12 protein-coding genes, 1 tRNA gene and 2 pseudogenes are annotated in these 17,415 nt (G+C 61.2%); 8 read left to right on the top strand and 7 right to left on the bottom strand.

All coding sequences use genetic code 11. The annotated features are described in order from the left end of the window. Nucleotides 1–36 precede the first annotated feature (36 nt). The 3 genes from ACM6I7_RS21120 to ychF all read left to right on the top strand — a co-directional run bounded on the left by ACM6I7_RS21120 (nt 37) and on the right by ychF (nt 2,516). The gene (locus tag ACM6I7_RS21120) at nt 37–639 is read left to right on the top strand and encodes a 50S ribosomal protein L25/general stress protein Ctc (RefSeq protein ID WP_007967646.1); all 603 of its coding nucleotides are present in this window, start codon (nt 37–39) and stop codon (nt 637–639) included. A gap of 169 nt (nt 640–808) precedes the next feature. Then, the gene (pth, locus tag ACM6I7_RS21115) at nt 809–1,393 is read left to right on the top strand and encodes an aminoacyl-tRNA hydrolase (RefSeq protein WP_003228164.1); all 585 of its coding nucleotides are present in this window, start codon (nt 809–811) and stop codon (nt 1,391–1,393) included. 22 nt (nt 1,394–1,415) lie between these two features. Next, complete coding sequence (gene ychF, locus ACM6I7_RS21110; protein WP_007967645.1) at nt 1,416–2,516, top strand: redox-regulated ATPase YchF; 1,101 nt, start codon at nt 1,416–1,418, stop codon at nt 2,514–2,516. A 187-nt stretch (nt 2,517–2,703) separates the two neighbouring features. On the opposite strand, the gene ACM6I7_RS21105 is transcribed toward ychF, so the two are convergent. Beyond that, nucleotides 2,704–3,921, bottom strand: coding sequence for an MFS transporter (locus tag ACM6I7_RS21105; RefSeq protein ID WP_097086253.1), 1,218 nt, complete (start codon nt 3,919–3,921; stop codon nt 2,704–2,706). 333 nt (nt 3,922–4,254) lie between these two features. On the opposite strand from ACM6I7_RS21105, the gene ACM6I7_RS21100 reads away from it, so the two are divergent. Both ACM6I7_RS21100 and ACM6I7_RS21095 read left to right on the top strand, forming a co-directional pair. Continuing rightward, nucleotides 4,255–6,312: a methyl-accepting chemotaxis protein gene (locus tag ACM6I7_RS21100; protein ID WP_414889225.1), complete on the top strand. Its 2,058-nt coding sequence runs from the start codon at nt 4,255–4,257 to the stop codon at nt 6,310–6,312. A gap of 115 nt (nt 6,313–6,427) precedes the next feature. Further along, a tRNA-Met gene (locus ACM6I7_RS21095) sits at nt 6,428–6,504 on the top strand. Between the two features lie 109 nt (nt 6,505–6,613). Here ACM6I7_RS21095 and ACM6I7_RS21090 read toward each other — a convergent pair. Further along, nucleotides 6,614–7,723 carry a M14 family metallopeptidase gene (locus ACM6I7_RS21090; protein WP_027612242.1) on the bottom strand — a complete coding sequence of 370 codons (1,110 nt, stop codon included), beginning with the start codon at nt 7,721–7,723 and terminating at the stop codon, nt 6,614–6,616. A 270-nt stretch (nt 7,724–7,993) separates the two neighbouring features. Here ACM6I7_RS21090 and ggt point away from each other — a divergent pair, with 270 nt between their 5' ends. After that, nucleotides 7,994–9,826, top strand: coding sequence for a gamma-glutamyltransferase (gene ggt / locus ACM6I7_RS21085; RefSeq protein WP_414889224.1), 1,833 nt, complete (start codon nt 7,994–7,996; stop codon nt 9,824–9,826). Nucleotides 9,827–9,906: 80 nt separating this feature from the next. Here the strand turns inward: ggt and ACM6I7_RS21080 are convergent, their stop codons facing one another. The 4 genes and pseudogenes from ACM6I7_RS21080 to ACM6I7_RS21065 form a co-directional block, all read right to left on the bottom strand. Then, nucleotides 9,907–10,539 (bottom strand): LysE family translocator, encoded by a 633-nt coding sequence (locus ACM6I7_RS21080; protein ID WP_150368466.1) that lies wholly within the window; start codon nt 10,537–10,539, stop codon nt 9,907–9,909. A 75-nt stretch (nt 10,540–10,614) separates the two neighbouring features. Continuing rightward, complete coding sequence (locus ACM6I7_RS21075) at nt 10,615–11,214, bottom strand: flavin reductase family protein (RefSeq protein WP_150368465.1); 600 nt, start codon at nt 11,212–11,214, stop codon at nt 10,615–10,617. Nucleotides 11,215–11,367: 153 nt separating this feature from the next. Further along, nucleotides 11,368–11,805: pseudogene (locus ACM6I7_RS21070) on the bottom strand (methyl-accepting chemotaxis protein); the annotation flags it as partial. A gap of 102 nt (nt 11,806–11,907) precedes the next feature. Continuing rightward, a pseudogene (locus ACM6I7_RS21065) lies at nt 11,908–12,594 on the bottom strand (PAS domain-containing protein); the annotation flags it as partial. 329 nt (nt 12,595–12,923) lie between these two features. Between ACM6I7_RS21065 and ACM6I7_RS21060 the strand changes: the two are divergent. Next, a complete protein-coding gene (locus tag ACM6I7_RS21060; protein WP_414889223.1) occupies nt 12,924–14,294 on the top strand; it encodes a gluconate:H+ symporter in 1,371 nt (456 codons plus the stop codon). Between the two features lie 6 nt (nt 14,295–14,300). Here ACM6I7_RS21060 and ACM6I7_RS21055 read toward each other — a convergent pair whose 3' ends face one another. Next, the gene (locus tag ACM6I7_RS21055; RefSeq protein WP_414889222.1) at nt 14,301–15,614 is read right to left on the bottom strand and encodes an MFS transporter; all 1,314 of its coding nucleotides are present in this window, start codon (nt 15,612–15,614) and stop codon (nt 14,301–14,303) included. A gap of 349 nt (nt 15,615–15,963) precedes the next feature. Here ACM6I7_RS21055 and ACM6I7_RS21050 point away from each other — a divergent pair, with 349 nt between their 5' ends. Beyond that, complete coding sequence (locus tag ACM6I7_RS21050; RefSeq protein ID WP_003228189.1) at nt 15,964–17,382, top strand: short-chain fatty acid transporter; 1,419 nt, start codon at nt 15,964–15,966, stop codon at nt 17,380–17,382. The last annotated feature ends 33 nt before the right edge of the window (nt 17,383–17,415 follow it).

Below are 17,415 nucleotides of genomic sequence, written 5' to 3'. Positions count from 1 at the left end.
AACGCCACTCGGTCATGGCTATTTTGGAGATACAAAATGAACGATTTTACTCTGAATGCTGAAGTGCGTTCCGACCTGGGGAAAGGTGCGAGCCGCCGCCTGCGTCGTCTCGCCGCTCTGGTTCCAGCTGTTGTTTACGGTGGCGACAAAGCCCCTGAATCCATCAGCATGCTGGCCAAAGAAGTTGCCAAACTGCTCGAAAACGAAGCGGCTTACAGCCACATCATCGAGCTGAACGTTGGTGGCAAGAAACAAAACGTCGTGATCAAAGCCCTGCAACGTCACCCGGCCAAAGGCCACGTGATGCACGCTGACTTCGTACGCGTTGTAGCTGGCCAGAAACTGACCGCTATCGTTCCTGTGCACTTCATCAACGAAGCTGCTCCAGTGAAGAAAGGCGGCGAAATCTCGCACGTTGTTGCCGAGATCGAAGTTTCCTGCCTGCCAAAAGACCTGCCTGAGTTCATCGAAGTCGACCTGGCTAACGCTGAAATCGGCACCATCGTTCACCTGTCGGACCTCAAAGCTCCTAAAGGTGTCGAGTTCGTTGCTCTGGCACACGGCGATGACAAGGCAGTAGCCAACGTCCACGCTCCACGTGTTGCTCCAGAAGCTACCGAAGAAGGCGCAGCAGAGTAATTTCACTCTGTTCGTCGGAGTGAGTGAAACATCGCGGACTGGAACGTAGCGAGAAAGCGGGCGGGAACGCGGAGTTTACATTCATGGTAAATGAGCAATTTTCGTCCACTTTCGCCGCCTTCACTGATCGCGGCGATGTTAACCACCACTCCAAGGAAGGGCCCCTATCGTGACTGCCATCAAACTGATCGTTGGCCTGGGTAATCCAGGCGCTGAATACGAACAGACCCGGCATAACGCAGGGGCCCTTTTTGTTGAGCGCATCGCTGCCGCGCAAGGTGTGAACCTTGTGGCCGATCGCAAATATTTCGGCCTGACCGGGCGCTACTCGCATCAGGGTCAGGATGTTCGTCTGCTGATTCCCACCACCTACATGAACCGCAGCGGCCAGGCCGTGGCGGCACTCGCCGGTTTCTTCCGCATCAAGCCTGAAGAAATCCTGGTGGCGCACGACGAACTCGACCTGCCTCCGGGCGTCGCCAAGCTCAAACAGGGCGGCGGCCATGGCGGTCACAACGGGTTGCGCGACATCATTGCGCAACTGGGCAATCAGAATACTTTCTACCGCCTGCGGCTTGGCATCGGCCACCCGGGCGTCGCCAGTATGGTTTCAAATTTCGTCCTGGGTCGTGCGCCACGCGCCGAACAGGAAAAACTCGATGCCAGCATCGACTTTGCCCTCGGCGTGCTGCCGGATATCCTCGCCGGTGAATGGAACCGCGCGATGAAAAACCTGCACAGCCAGAAGGCCTGACTCTAATCCGAGGGGAAACACCATGGGATTCAATTGCGGCATCGTCGGCCTGCCTAACGTCGGCAAGTCCACCCTGTTCAACGCCCTGACCAAATCCGGTATCGCGGCCGAGAACTTCCCCTTCTGCACCATCGAGCCGAACAGCGGCATCGTGCCGATGCCGGATCCGCGCCTGGAAGCCCTGGCGGCCATCGTCAATCCGAAGCGCATCCTGCCGACCACCATGGAATTCGTCGACATCGCAGGCCTGGTGGCCGGCGCCTCGAAAGGTGAAGGTCTGGGCAACAAGTTCCTGGCCAACATCCGCGAAACCGACGCCATCGCTCACGTGGTGCGCTGCTTCGAAGACGACAACGTGATCCACGTGTCCAACAGCGTCGACCCGAAACGCGACATCGAAATCATCGACCTGGAACTGATCTTCGCCGACCTCGACAGCTGCGAGAAGCAACTGCAGAAAGTCGCGCGCAACGCCAAGGGCGGTGACAAGGACGCCGTGGTTCAGAAAGCTCTGCTTGAGCAACTGATCGCGCACTTCACCGAGGCCAAGCCTGCGCGCAGCCTGATGAAGAACATGAGCGCTGACGAAAAGTCGGTGATCAAGGGCTTCCACCTGCTGACCACCAAACCGGTCATGTACATCGCCAACGTCGCTGAAGATGGTTTCGAGAACAACCCGCACCTGGACGTGGTCAAGGCCATCGCCGAAGAAGAAGGCGCTATGGTGGTTCCGGTGTGCAACAAGATCGAAGCGGAAATCGCCGAGCTCGATGACGGCGAAGAGAAAGACATGTTCCTCGAGGCTCTGGGCCTGGAAGAGCCTGGCCTGAACCGCGTGATCCGCGCCGGCTACGAAATGCTGCACCTGCAGACCTACTTCACCGCCGGTGTCGAAGAAGTCCGCGCCTGGACCGTCAAAGTCGGTGCCACCGCACCACAAGCTGCTGGCGTGATCCACACCGACTTCGAAAAAGGCTTCATCCGCGCCGAAGTCATCGCCTACAACGACTTCATCCAGTACAAGGGCGAAGCCGGTACCAAGGAAGCCGGTAAATGGCGCCTGGAAGGCAAGGACTACATCGTCAAAGACGGCGACGTGATGCACTTCCGCTTCAACGTGTAAGCGACACGCCCAAGAAAAAGCCGCGTTTGATACGCGGCTTTTTTGTGCCTTACAGATTTTTATACAACACCACCAATCCCCCTGTGGGAGCGGGCTTGCTCGCGAAGGCGGTGGGTCAGCCACATTAATATCGACTGATATAACGCATTCGCGAGCAAGCCCGCTCCCACCGTTGGAATTGTGTAGGTCAGGTTTTTTTGGTGCGCGGCAGGAAGATCGCCAGCACGCCAAACAACGGCAAAAAAGAGCACAGGAAATACACGTATTCGATACCGTGCACATCCGCCAGATGCCCCAGCAGCGCAGCACCAATCCCGCCGAAACCAAACATCAAGCCGAAGAACACCCCGGCGATCATCCCGACATTGCCCGGCACCAGTTCCTGCGCGTAAACCACAATCGCCGAGAACGCCGAGGCGAGAATGAAGCCGATCACCACGCTGAGGACAGTGGTCCAGAACAGATCGACGTGCGGCATTAGCAACGTGAACGGCGCCACGCCGAGGATCGAAAACCAGATCACCGCCTTACGCCCGATCTTGTCGCCGATCGGCCCGCCAAAGAACGTCCCCGCCGCCACTGCTCCGAGAAACAGGAACAGGTGCAGTTGCGAACTGGCCACCGACAGGTCGAACTTCTCGATCAGGTAAAAGGTGAAATAGCTGGTGAGGCTGGCCATGTAGAAATACTTGGAAAACACCAACAGCCCCAACACCACCAGCGCACTGATCACCCTGCCCTTCGACAGCCCGTGAGTCGCCGCCTGACCGGCCTTGAGTTTGAACAGGTTCAGGTGATGGGCGTACCAGCGGCTGATGCGATACAGCACGAACAGCGCGAACACCGCGAATAAACCAAACCACGCCACATTGCCCTGACCGAACGGAATGATGATCGCCGCCGCCAGCAACGGGCCGAACGCAGAACCGGCGTTACCACCGACTTGGAAGGTCGATTGCGCCAGACCAAAGCGTCCGCCCGAGGCCAACCGCGCGATCCGCGAAGCCTCGGGATGAAAAGTCGAGGAACCGATACCGATCAGCGCCGCCGCCAGCAGAATCAATGGAAAACTGCCGACCACCGACATCATCACGATGCCAATCAGCGTGCAGATCGAACCCGCCGGCAACAGCCACGGTTTCGGATGGCGATCAGTGTGATAACCGACCCACGGCTGCAACAGCGACGCGGTCAACTGGAAGGTCAGCGTGATCAGGCCGACCTGGGTGAAGCTCAAACCATAGTTGGCTTTGAGCATCGGATAGATCGACGGCAGCACCGACTGAATCAGGTCGTTGATCAAATGCGCCAGCGCTACCGCGCCGATGATACGCATCACCAACGGGCTGCTTTGCGGAGGAGCGGACGCCGAGGCAGCGGCGGTCTGAGCGTTGCTGATAGCCATGAAAGTTTCCGTACAGCAGATGGGTGCACGCAGGCAGGTGCGTCAATGTGCCATTTTTCGGTGCGCCAACACCATCCCCTTAGCCAGCTAACTAACTGACTGACCGTCGCACGCGAAGTGATAGCGCAACGCCATGGTCTGAATCTTGCCTTGCTTCTCCCCTCGAACGCGGTGGCCTTACAAAGGCCTCCGAGAATGGGAAGTTTCGCTACAGAGCCGGCCTACAGAGCGGGCGAGAGTGAACTTTCGAGGCCTTTTAGCAGGGCACGACATCCAGGTCACACGACCGCGATGCACGCCATTGGTGCGTGGTGTCCAGAGGAGTCATGAGGCATGCAGGCTTTCTTGTCACCGGGGATCAAATTGCTGGGGCGGTTTGGATTCGCGCGTAAATTCCAGTTGTTGTTTCTGCTGTTCATTCTGCCGTTGGCCGGCAGCCTGTTGATGATTGGCCAGGACTATCGCAACAAGCTCAATCTGATTTCCGGCGAGCGTGCCGGCTTACGCCAGTTACTCAGCCTCGATGCGCTGGACAACCTGCTCGCCGCCCAGCGTGACCGCGCCGCCCGTTGGCGCGCCACCGAAACCAATCGCCAGCCGACCCCGGCGACCCTCGCCGCCATGGCGGCGTTTGACGCGATTCAACCAGCCCTCCAGCAAGCCACCAGTGATTTGGGCAACGCGCTGAAAAATGAAGGTGCCGAAGGCGAAACCCTCACCCGCTATCAAGCCCTGCAAACCGCGCTCGGCGGTCTGGATTCGAAAAGCCTGAGCGGCGTCGGTTGGTGGCCGGATGGTTACGACCGTTTCACCAATGCTCTCAGCGCCCTGCAAGCCTTGCGCGAGCAAATCGTCATGGACAACCGCCTGACGCTGGCGCCATGGCTGGAGACCTATCTGCTGACGCAGATCTCCACGCAGCACGCACCGGATCTGATCGAGCGCGTGGGTCGACTCGCCGCCGTCGGCCAGGCTTCGGTGGTCTCGGGACAATTCACCCTGCAAAGTCGCTTGCAGCTACGCGACCTGCGCGGCCGCATCGGCGACGCCCGCGAGCAGCTTGTCAAAACGGCAGGCCTGCTCGAAGCGCGCCTGCCGAGCGATCTGCAAACCTGGGCCGGTCAATACCACGACAGCCTCAAGCGTCTGGACGCTGGGCTGAAGGTGCTGGATGACGGCGTGTTCGGCGGCAGCATTACTCTCAAGCCTGAAGACTTCGAACGCAGCCTCGATGCTCTGCTGGGTGATCTTGCGTCGTTGCGCCAGCAATCGCTGCTGTCGCTGGATCAGCGTCTGGACGCCTACCACGCCTCGTCGATTCGCCAGTTCATCGTGGTCGCGGCGATCTTCGGTTGCCTGCTGCTGGCGGCGCTGTACCTGTTCGTCTGCCTGCAGGCTTCGATCCGCCGCAGCGCCAGCGGCATCACCCTGCTCGCCGAGGCCCTGCGTGACGGCAATCTCAGCCTGCAAGTGCCGGTGGTGGGCCGCGATGAGCTGGCGGCGATCAGCACCGCGCTCAACGTTGCCGTGGTGCAACTGCGCGCGAGCATGCTCGGGGTCGATCACGAAACCTCACAACTGAGCCACGCGGTGCGCAGCCTCAACGATCACTCCAGCGGCGCGCTGAGCGAAGTCGAAGCGCAGCAGTTGCAGATCAGCCAGATCGCCGCCGCTGCCACGCAACTGGCCGCCACTTCGCAAGGTGTGGCGCAGAGTTGCGAACAGGCGTCCGGCAGCGCCCAGCACACCCGGCGCATCGCCGCCGACAGCAGCCGCGACAGCCAGCGCACCACGGCGAGCATTCAGCAGCTCAATCAACGCCTCAACGAAACCGCAGCGGCACTCGGTCGAGTCAGCGAACAGGGCCAGCAGATTCAACTGGTGGTCGACACCATTCGTGGCGTCGCCGAGCAGACCAATCTGTTGGCGCTCAATGCCGCAATTGAGGCGGCACGGGCCGGCGAACAGGGACGCGGCTTTGCCGTGGTCGCCGATGAAGTGCGCAGCCTGTCGCAGCGCACCCAGTCATCGACCGCGCAGATTGCCGGCACCGTCGACAGCTTGCGCGCCACGGTCAACGAAGCGGTGAGCCTGATGGAGGCCGCGTGCGGCCAGGCACAATCGGATGCTGAAGCCGTGACCGGTCTTGGTGAACGTCTTGGTGAAATCGCCAGCGCGGTGCAAAGTGTCACTGACACCTTGGCGCAGATCGCCACCGCCGTTGAGGAACAGGCGAGCACCGCCGATGAAGTCAGCGGCAATATCCAGCAGGTCGATCAGGCGGCGATGCGTTTGCTTGAAGGTGCGCGGGCGGTGAACCTCGCAGCGGACACGCTGAGCCAAGGCAGCCATGCGTTGAGCGCCAATACCGCGAGATTCCAGCTGCGTTGACGCCCTGCCCAGCCCCGATTTCCGGGGTCGGAGGATAAGCGGTTGAAAATAAGAAGAAATATTTTAAATTTACGCTTGACGCTTTTCCATTTCAGGGGAATAATGCGCGCCACTTGGCTACATAGCTCAGTTGGTTAGAGCATAGCATTCATAATGCTGGGGTCCGGGGTTCAAGTCCCTGTGTAGCCACCAAGTACTAAAAACGGCTTACCGAAAGGTAGGCCGTTTTTTTATGCCTCGAGAAAACCGCCCTCTGTGGTGAGGAGATAAATCCCTCACCACAATGCCAATCCTGACCTATTCAGGTCTGCTCTGCCGACAGGGCCATCAGCCCCTTCGCCCAGATCTGCCGAGTACGCAACCCGACCATCGCCCGCCAATCCGGATCGGCCGGATAGAACTGCTCCAGCAGTTTCAACTTGATCGCCCGCCCCGTCGCATCCAGCGGATCGCCATGCAGATGCAGCCAGTGATCATCGCGCAAATAACGATGCACCTCCGGGCCCGGATAGGTTCCGCATTCGATCACGAACGGCATCAGTTGCACGCCCGGCAACGCATTGAGCAATGCCTGTGAGGTGTAGCCGGTAGCCGTCGCTGCGACACCGGTTTCGCTCAACGTTTCGGCGCCGGTGTGCAAGGTGTACAACCATGGGCCGTAGATCGACTGTGCTTGCGCCAACGCCGGATAAGGCGCCTGGGTGATGGTCAGCAACATCGGATGACCGTACTCCCCTGCCCCGGTGTGCAGGTCGAAACACATCACGGTTTGCGCGCCTGCCAGATGCGCGTCGATGATCTGATGCAACGTGCGATTCGACCAGCTCGGCGCGCGGCCGCCATAGAACAGTCCGTCGGGATGACTGTGCTGACCGCCCTCGACAATCGACATCACCGCCGGCCAGCCGTGTTCGGCAATCTGCGCTTCGAGCAAGGCATCGGTGCGCTTACGCTCGGGGCCGTGCAAATCGGTGCAGGCGTAAATCTCGTGCAGCGTGGCGTAGGCGCGGTTGTCCGGTAGCGGGGCGGTGAAATCCAGGTGATTGCGGTTGAGGTCGATATTGTCTTCGTTGACCCGCCGCAGCCACGCCGTACCCCAGGGGTTGATCAGGTGAATCATCACTACCGCGACATCCTTGGGCAGCGTGCCCGGCACGAAAGTCTTCAGCCAGTCGATCTGGCAATCCGAACCGTAATAGCCCTCAACTCCGTGAGTGCCGCTGAGCGCCACCAGCCGGCGCTTTGCCTGCGGATTACCGAGCACCGCGACATCAGTGCTCAGCGGTTCGCCGAAAGGGCCACAGCGCGGATGGGCGTAGGAGGTGAGCGTGGCTCCGGCAGCTTGGGCGGCGGTCAGAAACTGTTCGCGTTGATCGCGGTAACTGGACTCGGTGGGAAACTCGCTGTGCATGTCGGCCTCTTGTGATTTTTATGGCTTGACCTATGTAGGAGTGAGCCTGCTCGCGATAGCGGTGGCTCAGTCAACATTGATGTTGAATGTGATGACGCTATCGCGAGCAGGCTCACTCCTACAGGGGGATATTTGCGGTCGTTCTATTGAGGTTGACCCTAGCGAACATCCGCCCGGAAAAGAAAGACAAAAATGCCCGCCGGTTTGCGTCGCGACCGAGCGGTCGATAAAGTCCGTCAGACCTTTCACCCCACGGACGGAGAGCCCCACGTGTTTCCAGCCCTGCCCCTGAGCCGCTTTCACCTGCCTGCCCTGACGCTGATCATCAGCGCCCTGACCCTCGCCGCGTGCAACGCCCCGCCCTCCTCGACCTTGCCGCTGGCGCCGGAAGCCGCTTCCGGTTACCGCACCGATCTGCAGACCCGCCACGCCAGTGAACACATGGCCGCTGCCGCCAATCCACTGGCCGCCGAGGCCGGGCGCGAGATGCTGCGCAAGGGTGGTTCGGCCATCGACGCGGCGATTGCCATGCAAGCAGTGCTGACTCTGGTAGAACCGCAATCCTCCGGGATCGGTGGCGGCGCGATGATTGTGTTGTGGGACGGCAAACAGGTGCGCACCTACGACGGACGCGAAACCGCCCCGGCGGGTGCCACCGAGAAGCTGTTCCTGCAGGCCGACGGCAAACCGATGCCATTCCCGCAGGCGCAGATCGGCGGGCGCTCGGTGGGTACTCCGGGCGTGCTGCGTGCGCTGGAAATGGCACACAAACAACACGGGCGGCTGCCGTGGGCCACGCTGTTCGAACCGGCGATCAAACTCGCCGAGCAGGGCTTTGCGATTTCACCGCGCCTGCATTCGCTGCTGGAATCCGACCCGGTAATCCGTAAATCGCCGGACATGGCCGCCTACTTCCTCAACCGCGACGGCAGCGTCAAAGCCGTCGGCACGCGTCTGCAAAACCCGGCATTGGCCGCCGTGCTCAAGCGCATCGCCACCGAAGGTCCGGACGCGCTGTACAAAGGCCCGATCGCCGAAGAGATCGTCGCCAAGGTGCAGGGCCACGCCAATCCCGGCAGCCTGTCACTGAATGATCTTCAGCGCTATCAGGCCAAGGAGCGCGCGCCGCTGTGCACCGACTATAAACGCTGGCAGGTCTGCGGTATGCCGCCGCCGTCGTCGGGCGGGATCGCCGTGGCGCAGATTCTCGGCACCTTGCAGGCGCTGGAAATCCGCGACCCGCGTCTGTCGCTGACACCGCTCAAACCGCTGAAAACCGACAAACCCGCCGGCATCGAACCGGCACCGCAAGCCGTGCACCTGATCGCAGAAGCCGAACGCCTGGCCTACGCCGACCGCGCGCAATACGTGGCCGATACCGACTTCGTCCCGGTGCCGGTCAAAGGCCTGGTCGACCCGGGTTACCTCGCCAGCCGCGCCAGCCTGATCGGCGAGCGCAGCATGGGCAGCGCCAAGCCGGGCACACCGCCGGGCGTGCAGGTGGCCTACGCGCCGGATCGCTCGCCGCTGCGCATCTCCACCTCGCAAGTGGTGGCGGTAGATGACCTCGGTGGCGCGGTGTCGATGACCACCACCATCGAAGCAGCGTTCGGCTCGCACCTGATGGTGCAGGGCTTTTTGCTGAACAACCAGATGACCGACTTCTCGTTCATCCCCGAAGAGAACGGGCAGAAAGTCGCCAACCGCGTCGAACCCGGCAAACGCCCACGCTCGTCGATGGCGCCGACGCTGATCTTCGACCGCAACAGCGGCGAATTCCTCGCCAGCGTCGGCTCGCCGGGCGGTTCGCAGATCATCGAATACGTGGCCAAGACCACCGTCGGCCTGCTCGACTGGAACCTCGACCCGCAAAGCGCCATCAGCCTACCCAACTTCGGCAGCCGCAACGGCCCGACCGAACTGGAACAAGGCCAGTTCAGCCCGGCACTGATCCAGGCGTTGAAAGATAAAGGGCATGTGGTGAATGAAATCGACATGACCAGCGGCACGCAGGCGATCGTGCGGGTCAAGGATGCGCAAGGGAAAGCCTCGCTGGAAGGTGGCGCGGATCCGCGGCGTGAAGGGGAAGCGTTGGGGGATTGAGGTTACGCAGGAAAAACAAAAGGCTTACCACGAGGTAAGCCTTTTTTCATGCAACTGATTTAAATCCAAAGACTATCCGCTCAGCGATTAGCCACCAAATGCGCCCCAAACAGCAAATAACAACCACCGGCCAAACGATCCAGCCATTGCCGCGACCGTTCGTAAACACTCGCGATCCGGCGGCTGGCGAAGAACAGCGCGACGCTGCAATACCAACTGAACGACAGCGTGGCCATGGTCAGCACGGCCAGCGTCAGCAGTAGCGGCGGGACGTGGGCCGGCATCGCGGTGGCGAAGATGGTGGCGACGAACAGTGCCGACTTGGGGTTGGTCATGTTGCCCAGAAAGCCCCGCCCGTAGGCGCCCAGCAGGGTCTGTTGCGACTCATCCAGCGTACCGGCGGCAATCGGCGCTTTGCGTTTGAACTGCTTGAGGCCGAGATAGATCAGGTAGCAGCCACCGGCGATCTTGAAGCTCAGGTACAGGGTTGGCGCCGCGCTGAACAAGGTCTGAATACCCAAGCCGCCGGCAAGGCCCCACAGCACGGTTCCGCTGGCGACACCGAGCGCCGCGACCACACCATGACGGCGCGAGCGGCTGACCGCCAATTGGGCGATGTTGAAAAAGTTCGGGCCGGGGGTGACCACCGCGACCGTCCACAACAGCGCCAACGACAGCAACGGGGCGAGATAGCTGGAAAGCGAAAGGTCCATGGGGCGAGCGCCTGATTGGTTCGACAATGCCCCACACCTTGCTACATCCGGCACGCGTTTTCCATCAGATGCAGGTCACAGCGGCAGGGTTTTACCGTCCACCGCATCGCCAATCGTCAGGAAATGCCCGCCGGCCACGTGGTGCAGCGTGCGCAAACCGTCGTGCCCGTCGAAATGCCAACGCCCATCGCTGAACACCCGTTCATCAGCCTGAGCGGCGATGACTTCGGCGAGGAACAGGTCATATTGCTCGTGGTTGCGCGGTTCGGGCAGCAAGCGGCATTCGAGCCAGGCCACGCAGCCTTCGAGCAACGGCGCCTCAACGATTTCACCGGTAAAGGTTTGCAAGCCGTAAGCCTGAAACTTGTCCAGCTCCTGATTCTGCCGGATCTCCAGCCCCGAGGTATTGCCGACGGTTTGCACGATGTCAGCCTGATTGACGCACGGCACGTTGAGTACAAAAGTGCCGGACGCTTCAAGCAACTGGCGGGTCCAGGTGGACTTGTCGAGGACGACCGCGACTTTCGGCGGTTCGAAATCCAGCGGCATCGCCCAGGCGGCGGCCATGATGTTGCGCTGGCCGTCATGGGCAGCGCTGACCAGCACGGTCGGCCCGTGATTGAGCAGACGATAGGCTTTGTTCAGGGGCACCGGGCGGCGGTGGGAAGCACTCATGGGGATCTGCTCCGGGGAAAAAGGAACAGATTGTAGCGCCACCTGCAACTGTAGGAGTGAGCCTGCTCGCGATCGCAGTAGTTCAATCAACATGGAGGTTGAATGTCAGACCGATATCGCGAGCAGGCTCACTCCTACAGGGTTTAGTACAGGTCAGTTAGAGAGTTGATTGGCGAACTGGCCGACCGCATCCACCACTTTCTGCGCGCCGTCCTGGATCTCGACGATCACCGTGCCCGCCTCCGCCGCCAGCGCCAGGCCCTGCTCGGCCTGCAGCTTGCCGTCGGTCATCAGGGCCACGGCGTTGCGCGCCATTTCCTGGTTCTGCCGCACCACGGTGACGATCTCTTCGGTCGCCTGACTGGTGCGCGAGGCCAGTTGTCGCACCTCATCGGCCACCACCGCGAAGCCCCGGCCCTGTTCGCCGGCACGGGCTGCTTCGATGGCGGCGTTGAGCGCCAACAGGTTGGTCTGTTCGGCAATGCCGCTGATGGTTTTGACGATGGTACCGATCACCTGCGACTGCTCGTTCAGTGCCTCGATGCCCTCACCAGCCGCCTGCATGTGGCGCGACAGATCACGCATCACATTCACTGCCTCGGTGACCACCGTAGTGCCCCGTTGCGCGGTGCTGTCGGTTTGCTGCGAAGTGCTGTAGGCAATGCTGGCCGCGTCGGCTACCGCTTGTTCGCGGTTGACCTGATCGGTAATCACCGTGGCGAACTTCACCACTTTGTACAGTTTGTTGTTGGCATCGACCACCGGGTTGTAGGACGCCTCCAGCCACACCGTACGACCATGGCTGTCAACGCGCTTGAAGCGGTTGGCGACAAATTCGCCGTTGTTCAGGCGACGCCAGAAATTCTGGTACTCGGCGCTGTTGTATTCCTCGGGAGTGCAGAACATCCGGTGATGTTTGCCTTTGATCTGCGCCAGGCTGTAACCCATGCCCTGCAGAAAGCGCTCGTTGGCATTGAGCACGTTGCCATTGAGGTCGAACTCGATCACCGCCGTCGAACGCACCAACGCGCCGATCAGGTTTTCGTGTTCGCGGGAGGCTTCGATGGTGCGGGTCAGGTCGCTGGAGAAAATCGAGAAATGCTTGATCCGCCCGTCCGAGGAACGCACCGGTTGCACGATGGAGCGCAGCCACGCCTCTTCGCCGTTACCGCGCAGCAGGCGCACTGCGCCAGCGAAATGCTCGCCACGGGTCAGTGCGGCCTTGAAACGGTGATGAAAGTCGTCGGCCTTCACGTGCGCCGGAACGATATCTTCAATGGCGCGCCCCACCAGATCCTGGCTCTTGTAGAGCATCTCGCCAAGGAAGTTCTGATTGACCGACTGAATCCGGCCATCGGGTTCCAGGGTCAGCACCAGCATCTCGCTTTCCAGGCTTTCCTTCACTTGCAGCAGGCTGGAGAGTTCTTCACGAAGCGTAGCCAGCTCTTGCTTGAGGCGTTTGTTGAACATGGGAAAGTACCGATAGGCAGGGTAGAAAGCGGGATGCAGCTTAACCATCGGCCTTGGAAAACTTTTCTGAAGAGCGTTTGAGACCGGCCAGTCAAAAATAATCCCGCCGGGCTTTTACTCCTATAGATCACTCCACTGAGCCGTTACAAAAGCCACCGCTCTGGCCCGGCCACTTCAGGTATTCTCAGGTCAAATTGCAACAACATGTTGCAGGTAACCGCCCGATAAGGAGTGCCGTTTTGGATTTATCGACCGCTGCCTGGATGATGCATGACACCCGCCTGATTCTTTGCTGCCTGCTGGCGATTGCGACGATCATCGTGTTGATCAGCGCCACCAAACTTCCACCTTTTCTCTCGATCCTGATCGGCACTTTTATTGCCGGTGTCGGCGCCGGTCTGCCACCAGAAGACGTGGCCAAGGCGTTCAGCAAAGGCGCCGGGGCGATTCTCGGAGAAGCGGGGATCATCATTGCCCTGGGCTCGATGCTAGGTGCACTGATGGCCGAGTCCGGCGCTGCCGACCGTATCGCCTCGACGCTGCTCGGGCTGGGCAAAGGCAAGTCCCTGCCGTGGGTCATGGCGATGGTGGCGATGGTGATCGGCCTGCCGCTGTTCTTCGAAGTGGGGCTGGTGATGATGGTGCCGATCATCTTCGTCATGGCCCGTCGCTCGGGTCAGCCATTGTTGAAAATCGCCATTCCGGCGCTGGCCGGGATGACCACCCTGCATGCCCTGATGCCGCCGCATCCCGGGCCGCTGATCGCGGTCAGTGCGTTGCACGCCGACCTTGGGTTGACCATGTTGCTGGGCTTCAGCATCGCGATTCCGGCGGTGATTCTGGCGGGGCCGCTGTACGGCAACTGGCTGTCGAAACGCATGCACGTCGATGAGCCGGCAGAGCTCGGCGCACTGTTCAGCGCCCCGCCGAAAGCGCCGCGCCAGCCGAGTTTCGGCCTGTCGCTGCTGATCATTCTGTTGCCGGTGCTGCTGATGCTCGGCAGCACCCTGGCCAAAGTCGCGATGCCCCCCGAAAGCAGCGTCGCCCTGACGCTGAAGTTCCTCGGCGAACCGTTGGTGGCGCTGGGCATTGCGGTGATGGCGGCGGTGATCTGCCTCGGCTGGGCCAACGGCATGCCGCGCGAACAGGTCGGCGGCACTCTGCGCAAAAGCCTGGCGCCGATCGCCGTATTGCTGCTGACCATCGGCGCCGGTGGCGGCTTGAAGCAGACCCTACTGGACGCCGGGGTCAGCCAGACCATCAGCAAAGTCGCCGAAGGCGCGCACATGCCGTACCTGCTGCTGGCCTGGCTGATTGCCGTGGCACTGCGTCAGGCCACCGGCTCGGCGACAGTCGCGACCACGACGACGGCGGGGATTCTGGCGCCGATGATGGCGGGGCTCGCCGCGACGCAAAGCTCACTGGTGGCGCTGGCGATTGGCGCCGGCTCCGTGTTCTTCTGCCACGTGAATGACGCCGGCTTCTGGATGGTTCGCGAGTACTTTGGCTTGCAACTCAAACAGACCATCTGGGTCTGGTCGATCCTGCAAACCATTGTCTCGGTGGTAGGACTGGCCGGGACGTTGCTCTGGTGGCACTGGCTGACTTGACACTCGTCAGGAACAGGGCGCCACGGCTTGGCGCCCGACACTGCTCATGCGCGAACCGAAATACGCCGCGCTGACAATGCCGACTGCGCCCATCACCGCACAAAACATCACGCAGATCCACGGACTCCACGGCATCAGACCGATCAGCAACAGCGGTGTTATACTCGCCCACACGGCGTAGGCAATGTTGTAGGTGAAGGAGATGCCCGACACGCGAATCCGCGCCGGAAACAATCCGACCATCACCGATGGCACCGCGCCGACCACACCGCAGCCCAGGCCGGCGACGGCATACGCCAGCCCGACCCAATTGCCGCCCATGATCAGACAGCTATAAAGCACACCAATGCCCAACGGCAGCAGCAGGCTATAAAGCATGACCGTGCGCCAGGCACCGATGCGATCGACCAGCAATCCGGCAATCACACAACCGATGTTGAGAAAGACGATGCCCAACGCGCTCAGGGCGAAGGTGTGGCTGGCGGTCATGCCGAAGGTTTTCTGCATCATGGTCGGGGTGATGACCACGAACACCACCACCGCCGACGTCAGCACACAGGTCAGCAGCATCGCCGGCAACATCGCCAGACGATGTTCGCGCAGCACCGTGCGCAACGGCAGTTCGACCCGCGCTTCACGCTGGGCTTCCATGGCCATGAACACCGGGGTTTCGCTCAACCAGCGGCGCAGGTAGACACCGATCACGCCGAACACACCGCCGAGCAGGAACGGATAACGCCAGGCGTAATCAAGGATTTCCGCCGGGGTGAACACTTGTGCGAGAAAAGTCGCGGTCAGCGCGCCAATCAAGTAACCAAAGGTCAACCCGGCCTGCAAAAAGCCCAGCGCGTAACCGCGATGCCCGGCAGGCGCGTGCTCGGCGACGAACACCCAGGCGCTCGGCACTTCGCCGCCGACCGCCGCGCCTTGCAGGATGCGCAGCGCCAGCAACAGCAGCGGCGCGAAATAGCCGATCTGGGCATAAGTCGGCATGATCCCGATCAGCAGGCACGGCAGCGCCATCATCAGGATGCTCAGGCTGAAAACCTTTTTCCGGCCCAGACGATCGGCGAAATGCGCCATCAGAATTCCGCCCAGCGGGCGCGCCAGATAACCGGTGACAAAGATCCCGAAGCTTTGCAGCAGACGCAGCCACTCGGGCATTTCCGGCGGGAAGAACAACTGGCTGAGGGTCAGGGCGAAGAACACGAAAATGATGAAATCGTAGATCTCCAGCGCCCCGCCGAGTGCCGCAAGGCCGAGGGTCTTGTAGTCGGAACGGCTGAACGGCGCCGGTCGCGCTGTGGATTGGGCAGTCATGGCAAAGAACTCTGGCAGGCAAAAAACCAAGGCGCCCATGGTCTACGCAAATCCGCCTGGGGACAACCCGTTAGACCATAGTCCCGGTTTCGCAAAACCAGCTCACAAAACAGCCAGGCTTGATTTACTGTTTAAGCCTGTCCGGAGGAACCTGGCCAACGCCGACAGACCGGAGCGAACCCCGTGTGGGAGCGAGCCTGCTCGCGAAGGCGTCAGCCCAGCCAACTTCGATGTTGAATGTGCCGACCTTTTCGCGAGCAGGCTCGCTCCCACAGGGATCTCTGTGTTGTCGAGATGGGCGACCGTTCCTGCAGACCCACAATAACCATAAAAATCCGAGGTACTCCCTGTGGCCGTTGATATCGAAGATAGCCGCTCTGCGCGCTTTGCCTTGCGCTGTTCAAGCTTTGCCGAACGCTGGTTCCCCGACTCCTGGGTATTCGCCGCACTGGCGGTGATCATTGTCGCGCTGGCCACTTTGGCCATGGGCGCCAAACCCACCGATGCCGCGATGGCCTTCGGCGACGGGTTCTGGAGCCTGATCCCGTTCACCATGCAAATGGCCTTCGTGGTGATTGGCGGCTACGTCGTCGCCAGTTCGCCGCCAGCGGTCAAGCTGATCGACAAACTGGCGCGCATCCCGAAAAACGGCCGCTCTGCCGTGGCCTGGGTCGCGCTGATCTCGATGGTCGCCTCGCTGTTGAACTGGGGCCTGTCGCTGGTGTTCGGCGGTTTGCTGGTGCGCGCCCTCGCCCGCCGCACCGATCTGAAAATGGATTACCGCGCGGCCGGTGCGGCGGCGTATCTGGGCTTGGGCGCGGTCTGGGCGCTGGGCCTGTCCTCATCGGCGGCGCAGTTGCAGGCCAACCCGGCCAGCCTGCCGCCGGCGATCCTGTCGATCACCGGGGTGATTCCGTTCACCCAAACCATCTTCCTCTGGCAGTCCGGCGCCATGCTGCTGGCGCTGATCGTGATTTCTATCATCGTCGCCTACGCCACCGCGCCCGGCCCGAACTCTGCGCGCGATGCCAAGGATTGTGGCATCGACCCGGCGTTCAACCTGCCACCGCTGCAACCGCGCACCCGGCCCGGCGAATGGCTGGAGCACAGTCCGCTGCTGATCATTTTGCTGGTGCTGCTGGCCGCCGGCTGGCTGTTCCACGAGTTTTCGAGCAAACCGGCGATCACCGCGATTTCCGGGCTGAACACCTATAACTTCCTGTTCATCATGCTCGGTGCCCTGCTGCACTGGCGCCCGCGCAGCTTCCTCGATGCGGTGGCCCGGGCGGTGCCGACCACCACTGGCGTGCTGATCCAGTTCCCGCTGTACGGCTCGATTGCTGCGCTGCTGACCACGGTCAAAGGCGCCGATGCGCAGACGCTGGCCCATCACATCTCGACCTTCTTCGTCAGCATCGCGTCCCACGACACTTATGCGTTGTTGATGGGCGTGTACTCGGCGATTCTCGGTTTCTTCATCCCGTCCGGCGGCGGCAAGTGGATCATCGAAGCGCCGTACGTGATGCAAGTCGCCAACGATCTGCAATACCACCTCGGCTGGGCGGTGCAGATCTACAACGCCGCCGAAGCCCTGCCGAACCTGATCAACCCGTTCTACATGTTGCCGCTGCTGGGCGTGCTCGGGTTGAAGGCGCGCGACCTGATCGGCTTCTCGTTCGTGCAATTGCTGGTGCACACGCCGCTGGTGCTGTTCTTGCTGTGGGTGCTGGGCACGACATTGGCGTATACGCCGCCGGTCATTCCTTGAGTCAGTGCGGGGCGCGGTCAATCGGCCGACGCC

The sequence above is a fragment of the Pseudomonas sp. IT-93MI4 genome (genome assembly GCF_949767635.1).
GTDB lineage: Bacteria > Pseudomonadota > Gammaproteobacteria > Pseudomonadales > Pseudomonadaceae > Aquipseudomonas > Aquipseudomonas putida_A.
Note: the sequence above shows the minus strand (reverse complement) of the source record. Positions and strands in the feature narration are given on the sequence as shown.